This window comes from Amycolatopsis rhabdoformis, assembly GCF_035918295.1.
GTDB lineage: Bacteria > Actinomycetota > Actinomycetes > Mycobacteriales > Pseudonocardiaceae > Amycolatopsis > Amycolatopsis rhabdoformis.
This window is the reverse complement of record NZ_CP142149.1, coordinates 3938517-3949029: the sequence shown is the minus strand read 5'-3', so window position 1 is coordinate 3949029 and position 10513 is coordinate 3938517. Positions and strand designations below refer to the sequence as shown.

Here is a 10513-nt window from a genome sequence, read left to right as displayed (position 1 = left end):
GTACTGCGCTTTGCCGCCGGGCAGCGCGAGTTCGGTGCGGGGGGCGCAGAACGCTCCGTACGGGGGAAGCCGTTGGCGGTGCCTGCGCCTGGCGCTTCTGCTGCTTTTGCTGCCGGTGCTTCGCCTCTGCCAGGCCTGCTCGGCGTTCCGGCTCTCACCGGGCCCACCTCGTTGGCCGGCCTGCTCGGCCTTTCCGGTGCGAAGTGACGATTCCCGTGCGCCCGGCCTCGGCTTCCGCTGCCGCCCCGTCCCACGACCTCGACCGGCCCTCCCGGCTTGTCTCGTGCGAAATGAGGACTCCCATGCGTTTCACCCCGAAACGACTGGCCGCGACGGCCGTGGTGCTCGCCGCCTTGACCGCGGCCGGCACCGGCGGGTGGTGGGCCTCGTCGACCCACAGCACCCCGGTCTCGATCGCCGCCGACCGCGAGGCGGCCGAGTCCGCGGGCGAAACCGCGGTCGCCACCTTGACCACCGCTTCCTACACCACAGCCGACGCCGACCTGCACAAGTGGGAAACGGTGACCACCGGCCCCCTGCTCGACCAGATCCGCGCGGGCCACGCCCAGGGTGTGACCGCCTTGCAGACCGCGAAGAGCGTGACGACCGGCCGCGTGCTGGACGCCGCTCTGTCGGAACTCTCCCCGGACACCGCCCAGCTCGTCGCGGTCGTCGAGGTCAACACCCGCCAAGGCACCACCCCCGCGGTGGTGAAGCACAACCGTTTCCAGGCCACGGTGACGCGGACTCCGGACGGCTGGAAGCTCTCCGCCGTGCAGCCGGTCACCGTCAGCCTCTGAACTCTCTTCCTCCGAACGGATTCCTCGCCATGGCCCTTACCCGGCACCGCTCGCCGTCACCTCGTCCGCGCCGCACTGCCGTTGTGGCGGGGAAGCAGCGCTCCACTCAGGCCGCCGCTGAGCCGGCCGCTTCGGTCGGGTTGGCGGATGCGCTTGGGGATGCGACTTCGGTTGAGGCCGCCTCTGGGCTGGAGGGTTCCGGCGCTGATCGGGATTCCGGGTTGTCTGCTGGTTCCGAGGTCACGGCTGCTGGTGCGGTTGCCGGATCCGGGTCCGCCTCTGCTGAGGCCGGCTCCGCCTCGGCAGGTTCGTCTGCTGTTGCCGACTCAGCTTCGACGGTTGGTTCCCGCCCCGCACCTGCTGGCACCGAAAAGGCCGGACCCCCTGCCGCCAAGGCTGGCTCCGCCTCGGCGGGTTCATTTTCCGTTGCGGACCCTGCTTCCGCGGTCTCAGCGGGTTCCGGCGACGCGACTGCCGGTGCGGCTGTCGAGTCCGGGCCTACCGCTGCCAAATCTGGTTCCCTCAAGGCCCGCTCCGCCTCGGCAGCTTCGTCTGCCGCCGCGGACTCTGCCACGGCGGTCGAGGCCGATTCCGATGGCGTGCTTGTTGACGGGGCTGATGATCCCGACTCCGCCGCCGAGGCACCGGAGAAGGCCTCGCTGCGTCGCAACCCGGTCACCATCGGCCTGGCCGCACTCACCGTCGTCCTCCTGGCGGCGGCCGGCTGGTTCGCCTTCGAAGCCCACCAGTCCACCACCTCCGGCCCGGCCGCCAACACCGCCTTCTCCGACAGCGCCGCCACGTCCGCGCTCACCGGGCAGCTCAGCGCGGCCTTCGAGGCCGTCTTCTCGCTGGACTACCGGGACGTGGCCAAAACCGAGCGCGCGGCGAACCAGTACCTCACCGGCAACGCCGTGACCCAGTACCGGCAGCTGCTGTCGGCCGTGCAGCAGCAGGCCGTGCCGAACCAGCTCACGCTCACCAGCCGCGTGCGCACCATCGGCATCAAGGACATCACCGGCGCCACCGCGCACGTCCTCGTGTTCGCCGACCAGACGACCTCCCGCGCCGGCACCGCCGACACCTCCAGCGGCGGCGCGCAGGTCCGCCTCACCGCCACCGAAACCGGCGGCCACTGGCTCATCAGCGACATCGCCGTGCTGTGAAGCGCCGCGTTGGGAAGGAAGGCGGGCTGATCAGCTCGCCGGGACGACCCGTTCGACCAGCGTCGGCCGGAGAAGTTGACCTTGGTCGCGTGATCTTCCTACGTTCGGCTCAGACCCCGCCGACCAGGAGGATCGATGGACATCCGCGGTTACGAGACCGGACCCATCGCGGCCGAAGCCGCCTTCACCTCGGATTTCGCGCTGCCGCGTGACCTCCCGGCCGCGCGCATCGTGGACCTCGTGGAGACCGACCGGCCCGCGATGGACGTCCGGCCCGGCATGCGCCACAAGTACCTGCCACTGCGGTTCGACCCCGCCACCGCCGCCCCGCAGGTCGGCGGCCGCTACCTCTTCGACACGTGGCCGAACGTGCTCGCCTACGACCACTTCACCACCCACGAACTCGAATTCGAGCCCGGCGTGAAGTTCTGGGACCGCCCGTTCTTCCACGGCGTCGTCCGCCACCTCTGGCACGTCCTCGGCGCCCACGACTTCACCCCGCTGGCCACCACCCACCACGTCAACCGCTTCGAGCGCTGGACCTACCGCGGCCCGGAAGCCGCGCTACGCCGGGCCTGGCCACGGATCCGAGAGGCCGCCGCAGCAGCCGGGCTTGCCAGCGCCTGGCTGCTGTTCCAGCCGGACCAGCACCAGACCGCCCTTGTCACCGTCCGCGCGAAAACGCCGGGCACCGACCCCGCCGACACCGCGGCCCGCTCGATCAGCGCCCTCGAACTGCTCCCGTCCCTGGGCCGCTTCCTGCCCGACGACCTCGCCAAGGCCTTCGACCGCACCAGCCTGATCCTCGCCCAGTGGCTACCCCGGTCCCGCACCCTGGGCGGCGCCGCGTCCGCCCACCCGTGGACGCCGCTGTACCCCGCCCCGAGCGTCGTGCAACCGGCCTGAACTGAAACTCTCACTCGTTACAGCGAATATCCGTGACCTTCGCCGAAATCTTCGTCTTGGACGACGTCGTCTGCAGCATCGTCGAATGCACCTGCCACGAGCCCGGCCCCGAAGACTCCGCGGTTTCCACGACCTCGCCGGATTCGTCCCCGAGGATCTGATACGTGAGACTGCAGCCGCCGGAGTAATAGTCCAGGTCGCTTTCCGGACCGTTGTACTTGAGCGAGTCGTCGGGGATCACCTCGACATTGCAGCCCGCCGAACCGAAGCAGTGCTTGCTCATCACCTTGAGCGCCATCGTGAACTTCGCCGGATCGATCGCGGGCGGCGGCGTCGTGGACGGCGGCGTCTCCACCAGTTGACCGTTCGCACAGGACTGCCCCGTCTGCAACTGCGGACACGACCCCTGCGGCTCATACGACGGCACCGCCGGCGCCGACGTGGACTCCACCGCCTGCTGCACCGCAACGCCGAAATTCCCACCGGAACCACAGGCACTCACCAACCCGATGGTGGCGACGGCGGCAACGGCGAAAAGCGTGAAGCGCTTCATCATGGTGGACCCCTCGACGTGGTGTGCCCGGTAGTCGCCCCTGCCTCTTCACCTGTTACGACCCGCGCCCGCGCGTTTTTCTTTCGAAACGAAACCGCCATCTGGAAATCGAGCAGCCCGGTGCGAAAACTCGACACCGGCGGGTTCGAAGGGAGGCGCCGGCTACCCGTCCGAGAGTTCTTCCCGGCCGCGTTCGGTAAGCAGGTAACAGTGCGGGCGATGCGAGTCGGAGTCGGGCCACTCGTCGGTGATCCAGCCACGCTCAGGCGCGCGCCGCGTTATTCTCGGCGTCACCGGGGCGATGCTTGTTCCGCGATGCTCACCCGTCGGAGCTTATTTGCACGCCTTCGTCTGGTGCGCGCCGAACTTGGCCTGGGCGCTCGTGAATTGTGAGCCGTACTTCGAGGCCAGCTGGTTGATCAGACCGGTGCACGAGAAAGAGGTGTAGTCCAGGTACGACTGCGCCGCCTGGGCGGCCTGTGCGTTCCAGTCGACGTCCAGGCTGTCGACCGCTTGTGTGGCGACGTTCTTCGGGTAGCTGTCGCCGTACTTCGAGGAGAGCTGATCGATCAAGCCGTTTCGCGAGAATGCCGTGTAGCCGAGATACGACTCCGCGGATTCGCGGGCCTCCTCGACTTGGGGCGGGTACTGCGGTGCCTCGCTGGTCGGGCTGGACTCGACCTCGGGCGTGGACGGCGGAGCTTCGCTCGTCTCGACCGGGGGTGAGGACGGCGGAGCCGCGGTGGTCGGGTTGGACTCGGCCAGCTGCCCGTTGACGCAGGACTGTCCGGCCTGCAGCGGAGGGCACGACCCTTGCGGCGTGTAGCCCGGTGTCGACGTGGGCGCGGGAGTCAGACGACCGGCATCGAGACCGCGGACGTCGGGGCCGGAGCAAGCGGTGAGGGCGACGGCCGCTGCGGCCGCCGCGACGAGGAGGACGACGCCCTTGATCATGGGATACTCCTTGGCACGAGGTGGTTCGTAGTCGCCTGTGCTGCTCCGTTCGTTACGACGGTCAGGGCCTCACTCGGCACGCCCGGACCGTCGGACGGCACGCGCTCAGGCTGCGCGATCAAGCTGTGCGATCAAGGGGTTGGGCAGGCTGCCGCCACGCTGCGCCGGGCTCACGAGCTGTCCGTCGGTGTCGCAAGCTCGATCGGCACCGACGTTCCCGAAGTCGCCCGGGTGCTCGACGAGGTCTGCGCGTCGCTCAGTTCTCGGGCGTGGTCGCCGTGTCCAGCCAACGGAGGTAGTCCGCGGAGCCGCGCGACAGCTCGATGCCGGTCACCTCGGGCTTGTCCCACGGGTGCTCGGCGCGGATGTGCGTCTCCAGGTCGTCGTAGCGTGCGCCCGTCGTCTTGAACGTCACGACCCACTCCTCGCCCTGGCCGGCCTCGCCGAGATGCCAGAAGTACGAGGCGACCGGACCGCGCACCTGTGCCGTGGCGGCGAGCCGCCGAGCCACTGCGGAAGAGGCGATCCGGTCCGCGGACTCGCGGTCCGGGGTGGTCGTCATCACGATCAGGTGGTCAGCCATGCCGCCACCGTAGACAGCAGGGAGCCCGGCCACGTAGACGGTCAGGCCGAGCGGCTCAACCGGCTTCGTTGTCGTCAAGTGCGCGGCGTCGCTGCCTTTGGCCGGCGTGTCCATCAGTGTTTGGCCGCAATGCTCGCGCAGGCGTTCCGGGACGACCGATGCGGCCCAGTCGTTGAGCCCGCGTTCGCTTCCGCGGAAACGAAAACGGGGCCGCCTGTCCGCCAGGCGACCCCGTCCCGAAAAGCTCAGCTCACCAACCGCGAGAACGCCACTCGGCCAGCTTCGGCCGCTCCGCCCCCAACGTCGAGTCATCCCCGTGCCCCGGATAGAACCAGGTGTCGTCCGGTAGGGCGTCGAAGATGCGCTCCGAGACGTCGTCCAGGAGTGACGCGAAGTCCTCCGGCGAGCCCGTCTTCCCGATCCCGCCCGGGAACAACGAGTCGCCCGTGAAGAGGTGGCCGTGGCCGGTCGGGTCGCGGTAGAGGAGGGCGATGGAGCCCGGGGTGTGGCCGCGCAGGTGGATCACCTCGAGGGTGACCCGGCCCACCTGAAGCGTGTCGCCGTGTTCGACCAGGAAGTCGGGGGGCACGGGGAGGGGGGCGGCGTCCAGGGGGTGGGCGGCGGTGTTCGAGCCGTTGGCCCCCGCGACGGCGCCCAGGGCCTGCCAGTGGTCCTGGTGCTGGTGGGTGGTCACGACGGTGCGCAGCGCGGGCCGGTCGGGGCCGTGGCCGATGAGGTCGGAGATGCGCTCGGGGTCGTTGGCGGCGTCGATCAGCAGCGCCTCGTTGTCGGCGCGGCAGACGAGCAGGTACGCGTTGTTGTCCATCGGCCCCACGGAGAGCTTGGTGATGGTCAGCGCGTCGAGCGTCCGGCGGGCGGCGTCGCCGCCCGGGTCGACGTGGCCGGTGTAGGTGTCGGCGATGTTCACGTCCACACGGTAGCCGGGGGAGGCCCTCCGGCCCACCCGCACACGTAGGCTTCGGCGCGACCAGCCGGGCGACCCCAGGGAACCAGTGCCGAACACCGCGACACCGCACCACGCCGCCGACACCACCCACTCCGCCCCGGGCGCCGATGCCGATGCCGATGCCGCCCGAGCCGCTGTCGACGCGGCCCAGGGCGCCGACACCACCCACGCCGCACAGTGCGCCGCCGCCGCGCACGCCGCCGATGCTGCCCAGGGCGCCGATGCCGCCGACGCCGCCCACCTTGCCCACGCTGCCCAGTGCGCCGACTCCACCGGCGCCACTCACGCCGCCGACATCACCCACGCCGCCCAGGGTGCCGCCGCTGCGCAGGGCGCCGCCGCGCACGCCGCCGCCGCGCACGCCGCCGATGCTGCCCAGTGCGCCAACCCCACCGACCCCGCCCAGGGCGCCGACACCGCCGACGCCGCCAACACCGCCCGAACCCCCCGCCGAATCAGCTGGGATCTCCTCCGCGTCATCGCCATCACCTCGGTAGTCCTCGGCCACGTCACCCACCAGGGCGCGCTGCTGCACGGCGAGCTCACCGGCTACCCGTTCCGCGTACCCGCGCAGTTCGGGGCCGCCGGGCTGATGGTGATCTCCGCGTACTTCGTGTGCGTGAGCGTCCGCAAGCACGACACCGGGCGCTGGCTGTGGAGCCGCGTCGTGCGGCTCGTGCCCGCCTACCTCGTCGCGGTGGTCGTCACCTACCTCGTCACGCGGTACGCGGCCGTGCGCTTCAGCGGGCTGCCGATGCCGCCGGGTGTGACCGGGTTCCTGTTCGGCGTGCCGCAGGGCGCGCCGGCGGACCCGTTCCCCTGGTACATCCCGACGTGGCAGGACCTCCTGACGAACCTGGGGATGATCCAGGCGTGGGACTACTACGGGTTCCACTACCTCGACGGTTCGTGGTGGACGCTGCCGGTGCAGCTGTTCGCGTTCTGCGCCGCCGCGTGGTTGTTTCCGCGGCGCTGGCGTACCGATCGAGTGATGATGTGGCTCGTGTGGGTGTTGATGGTCGCGCCCGCGGTGATCCGCTTCGTGGTTTTCGACCCGGGCCGCACGCCGATCCAGGTGGTGAACGTGTTCTTCGGGCTCGGTCTGCAGCGCACGCACCTGTTCGCGGTGGGCATCGCGCTGTTCCTGTGGAGCCGTAACCGGGTGAAGTCCTGGCAGCTCGGGCTGCTCGTCGCGGCCTGTATCGTGGTACAGGACCTGCACGTCTTCCCGTTCCACCGGGCGATGGCCCAGGACCCCGCGCGCTGGCCGTCCACGATCGGCTTCGCCGTGCTGCTGCTGGTGATCTGCCTCGCGGCACGCGGTCCCGACTGGCGGTTCCCCGGTCTCGCGCGGGTCGCCCCGGCACTCACCTGGCTCGCCGGGATCTCGTATGGTCTCTACCTGGTGCACCAGGAACTGGGTTACGTCCTGGCGCGCGCCCTGCTGGACATCGGTGTCCCCGGCTGGCTGCGGCTCCCCGCTGTGCTGACCGGCGCCGTGCTGGCCGGCTGGGCGATCACCGCGTGGGTGGAACGGCCGCTGCACCGGCGCCTGACCGCCCGCCGGGCGGCCAAGCCCGCCCAGGAACCCGCAAAAGCCCAGGTCGAAGAGCCGGCCCCCGGTTTTGTCGGTGGTGCGTCCTAGCATGGACGCGGCCGCCCGTGCACCACTTTTCCGGGCCGGTCTCCGAGCCGAAGAGTTGAATTGAAGGGACGTGGGCGTGGCTGATCGCCTCGTTGTTCGCGGGGCCCGCGAGCACAACCTCCGCGGTGTCGACCTCGATCTGCCCCGCGACAGCCTGATCGTGTTCACGGGACTGTCCGGGTCGGGCAAGTCGAGCCTCGCTTTCGACACCATTTTCGCCGAGGGGCAGCGCCGGTACGTCGAGTCGCTCTCGGCGTACGCGCGGCAGTTCCTCGGGCAGATGGACAAGCCCGACGTCGACTTCATCGAGGGCCTCTCGCCCGCGGTGTCGATCGACCAGAAGTCCACCTCGCGCAACCCGCGCTCCACCGTGGGCACGATCACGGAGGTCTACGACTACCTGCGGCTGCTCTACGCCCGCGCGGGCAAGGCGCACTGCCCCAAGTGCGGTGAGCTGATCAGCAAGCAGACCCCGCAGCAGATCGTGGACCAGGTGCTCGACATGGACGAGGGCACGCGCTTCCAGGTGCTCGCGCCGGTGGTGCGCGGGCGCAAGGGCGAGTACCTCGACCTGTTCCAGAACCTGCAGCAGCAGGGTTACGCGCGTGTGGTCGTCGACGGGAAGGTGCACCCGCTCACCGACCCGCCGAAGCTGAAGAAGCAGGAAAAGCACCAGATCGGCGTGGTCATCGACCGCCTGAGCGTGAAGACAAGCTCGCGCCAGCGGCTCACCGACTCGGTGGAGACGGCGCTGCGGCTGGCCGACGGGCTGGTCGAGCTGGAGTTCGTCGACCTGCCGGAAAACGACCCGAACCGCGTGCGCGGGTTCTCCGAGAACCTGGCGTGCCCCAACGGTCACCCGCTGGCGATCGAGGACCTCGAGCCGCGCTCGTTCTCGTTCAACTCGCCCTACGGCGCGTGCCCCGTCTGCACCGGCATCGGCATCCGCAAGGAGGTCGACCCGGAGCTGGTGGTGCCCGACGACGAGCTGTCGCTGGGCGAGGGCGCCATCGCGCCGTGGGCCGGCGGGCAGAGCGCCGACTACTTCATCCGGCTGCTCGAGTCGCTGTCGGAGGCCATCGGCTTCCGCATGGACACGCCGTGGCGCCAGCTGCCGGCGAAGGTGCAGAAGGCGGTGCTCCACGGCGTCGACGAGCAGGTGCACGTGCGCTACCGCAACCGCTACGGCCGGCAGCGCTCGTACTACGCCAACTTCGAGGGCGTGATCCCGTTCCTCGAGCGGCGCCAGGAGCAGACCGAGTCCGAGTACATGCGCGAGCGGTACGAGGGCTACATGCGCGAAGTGCCGTGCCCCACCTGTCAGGGCACGCGGCTCAAGCCGGAGATCCTCGCGGTCACGCTGGAGCACGCCACGCAGGGTGAGCGCTCGATCGCCGAGGTCTGTGCCCTCTCGATCGACGAGGCGTCGAAGTTCCTCGACGAGCTGGTGCTCGGGCAGCGCGAGTCGATGATCGCGGGCGCGGTGCTCAAGGAGATCCAGGCGCGCCTGCGCTTTCTGCTCGACGTCGGGCTCACCTACCTCTCGCTCGACCGTGCGTCGGGCACGCTCTCGGGCGGCGAGGCGCAGCGCATCCGGCTGGCCACGCAGATCGGCTCGGGCCTGGTGGGCGTGCTCTACGTGCTCGACGAGCCGTCGATCGGCCTGCACCAGCGCGACAACCACCGCCTGATCGAAACCCTCACGCGCCTGCGCGACCTCGGCAACACCCTGATCGTGGTGGAGCACGACGAGGACACGATCCGGGCGAGCGACTGGGTCGTGGACATCGGCCCGGGCGCGGGCGAGCACGGTGGGCACATCGTCCACAGTGGACCGTACAAGAAGATGCTGAAGAGCAAGGAGTCGCTCACCGGCGCCTACCTGTCGGGCCGCCGCTCGATCGAGGTGCCGGCGCTGCGGCGCCCGATCGACAAGAAGCGCCAGCTCACGGTCGTGGGCGCGCGCGAGCACAACCTGCGCGGCATCGACGTGTCGTTTCCGCTCGGCTGCCTCGTGTCGGTCACCGGTGTGTCCGGCTCGGGCAAGTCCACGCTCGTCAACGACATCCTCGCCCAGGTGCTGGCCAACAAGCTCAACGGCGCGCGCCAGGTGCCGGGCCGCCACACGCGGGTCAACGGGCTGAACACGGTCGACAAGCTGGTGCGCGTGGACCAGTCGCCGATCGGGCGCACGCCGCGGTCGAACCCGGCCACCTACACCGGCGTGTGGGACCACGTGCGCAAGCTGTTCGCGGCCACCACCGAGGCCAAGGTGCGCGGTTACCAGCAGGGCCGGTTCTCGTTCAACGTCAAGGGCGGCCGCTGCGAGGCGTGCGCCGGCGACGGCACGATCAAGATCGAGATGAACTTCCTGCCCGACGTCTACGTGCCGTGCGAGGTCTGCAAGGGCGCCCGCTACAACCGCGAGACGCTCGAGGTGCACTACAAGGGCAAGACGGTGTCCGACGTGCTGGACATGCCGATCGAGGAGGCGGCCGAGTTCTTCGAGCCGATCAAGGCGATCCACCGGCACCTGCAGACCCTCGTCGACGTCGGCCTCGGTTACGTGCGGCTCGGCCAGCCCGCGCCGACCCTGTCGGGTGGTGAGGCGCAGCGCGTGAAGCTGGCGAGCGAGCTGCAGAAGCGCTCCACCGGCAAGACGGTGTACATCCTCGACGAGCCCACCACCGGCCTGCACTTCGAGGACATCAGCAAGCTGATCGGCGTGATCAACGGGCTGGTGGACAAGGGCAACACGGTGATCGTGATCGAGCACAACCTCGACGTGATCAAGACCTCCGACTGGGTCATCGACATGGGCCCGGAAGGTGGTTCCGGTGGCGGCATGGTCGTCGCGGAGGGCTCGCCCGAGCACCTCACGACCGTGCCGGAGAGCTACACCGGCGAGTTCCTCAAGCAGGTTCTCAACCCGGCCTGAT

At 69.7% G+C, this 10513-nt stretch carries 9 protein-coding genes; 5 read left to right on the top strand and 4 right to left on the bottom strand.

What is annotated here, in order from left to right; genetic code table 11:
* Window positions 1-302 precede the first annotated feature (302 nt).
* From VSH64_RS17945 to VSH64_RS17935, 3 genes are all read left to right on the top strand, one after another.
* Window positions 303-800: a hypothetical protein gene (locus VSH64_RS17945; RefSeq protein WP_326838236.1), complete on the top strand. Its 498-nt coding sequence runs from the start codon at window positions 303-305 to the stop codon at window positions 798-800.
* 599 nt (window positions 801-1399) lie between these two features.
* Entirely contained in the window at window positions 1400-1966 is a 567-nt protein-coding gene (locus VSH64_RS17940) for a hypothetical protein (RefSeq protein ID WP_326838235.1), read from the top strand.
* 135 nt (window positions 1967-2101) lie between these two features.
* Window positions 2102-2872 carry a hypothetical protein gene (locus VSH64_RS17935; protein WP_326836757.1) on the top strand — a complete coding sequence of 257 codons (771 nt, stop codon included), beginning with the start codon at window positions 2102-2104 and terminating at the stop codon, window positions 2870-2872.
* 10 nt (window positions 2873-2882) lie between these two features.
* On the opposite strand, the gene VSH64_RS17930 is transcribed toward VSH64_RS17935, so the two are convergent.
* The 4 genes from VSH64_RS17930 to VSH64_RS17915 all read right to left on the bottom strand — a co-directional run bounded on the left by VSH64_RS17930 (window position 2883) and on the right by VSH64_RS17915 (window position 5890).
* Window positions 2883-3428, bottom strand: a complete 546-nt coding sequence (locus VSH64_RS17930; RefSeq protein ID WP_326836756.1) for a hypothetical protein — start codon at window positions 3426-3428, stop codon at window positions 2883-2885.
* Between the two features lie 330 nt (window positions 3429-3758).
* Window positions 3759-4379 carry an Ltp family lipoprotein gene (locus tag VSH64_RS17925; RefSeq protein ID WP_326836755.1) on the bottom strand — a complete coding sequence of 207 codons (621 nt, stop codon included), beginning with the start codon at window positions 4377-4379 and terminating at the stop codon, window positions 3759-3761.
* Between the two features lie 256 nt (window positions 4380-4635).
* The gene (gene cutA, locus VSH64_RS17920) at window positions 4636-4962 is read right to left on the bottom strand and encodes a divalent-cation tolerance protein CutA (RefSeq protein ID WP_326836754.1); all 327 of its coding nucleotides are present in this window, start codon (window positions 4960-4962) and stop codon (window positions 4636-4638) included.
* Between the two features lie 250 nt (window positions 4963-5212).
* Window positions 5213-5890, bottom strand: coding sequence for an MBL fold metallo-hydrolase (locus tag VSH64_RS17915; protein ID WP_326836753.1), 678 nt, complete (start codon window positions 5888-5890; stop codon window positions 5213-5215).
* Between the two features lie 85 nt (window positions 5891-5975).
* Between VSH64_RS17915 and VSH64_RS17910 the strand changes: the two genes are divergently transcribed.
* A complete protein-coding gene (locus VSH64_RS17910; RefSeq protein WP_326836752.1) occupies window positions 5976-7574 on the top strand; it encodes an acyltransferase family protein in 1599 nt (532 codons plus the stop codon).
* Window positions 7575-7650: 76 nt separating this feature from the next.
* The gene (uvrA, locus tag VSH64_RS17905) at window positions 7651-10512 is read left to right on the top strand and encodes an excinuclease ABC subunit UvrA (RefSeq protein WP_326836751.1); all 2862 of its coding nucleotides are present in this window, start codon (window positions 7651-7653) and stop codon (window positions 10510-10512) included.
* Window position 10513: the final 1 nt, after the last annotated feature.

What these genes read in the sequence shown, in the direction of transcription:
- VSH64_RS17945 (WP_326838236.1), top strand. Translation starts at nt 303, where the DNA reads ATGCGTTTCACCCCGAAACGACTGGCCGCGACGGCCGTGGTGCTCGCC.
- VSH64_RS17935 (WP_326836757.1), top strand. Translation starts at nt 2,102, where the DNA reads ATGGACATCCGCGGTTACGAGACCGGACCCATCGCGGCCGAAGCCGCC.
- VSH64_RS17930 (WP_326836756.1), bottom strand. Translation starts at nt 3,428, where the DNA reads ATGATGAAGCGCTTCACGCTTTTCGCCGTTGCCGCCGTCGCCACCATC.
- VSH64_RS17925 (WP_326836755.1), bottom strand. Translation starts at nt 4,379, where the DNA reads ATGATCAAGGGCGTCGTCCTCCTCGTCGCGGCGGCCGCAGCGGCCGTC.
- cutA (WP_326836754.1), bottom strand. Translation starts at nt 4,962, where the DNA reads ATGGCTGACCACCTGATCGTGATGACGACCACCCCGGACCGCGAGTCC.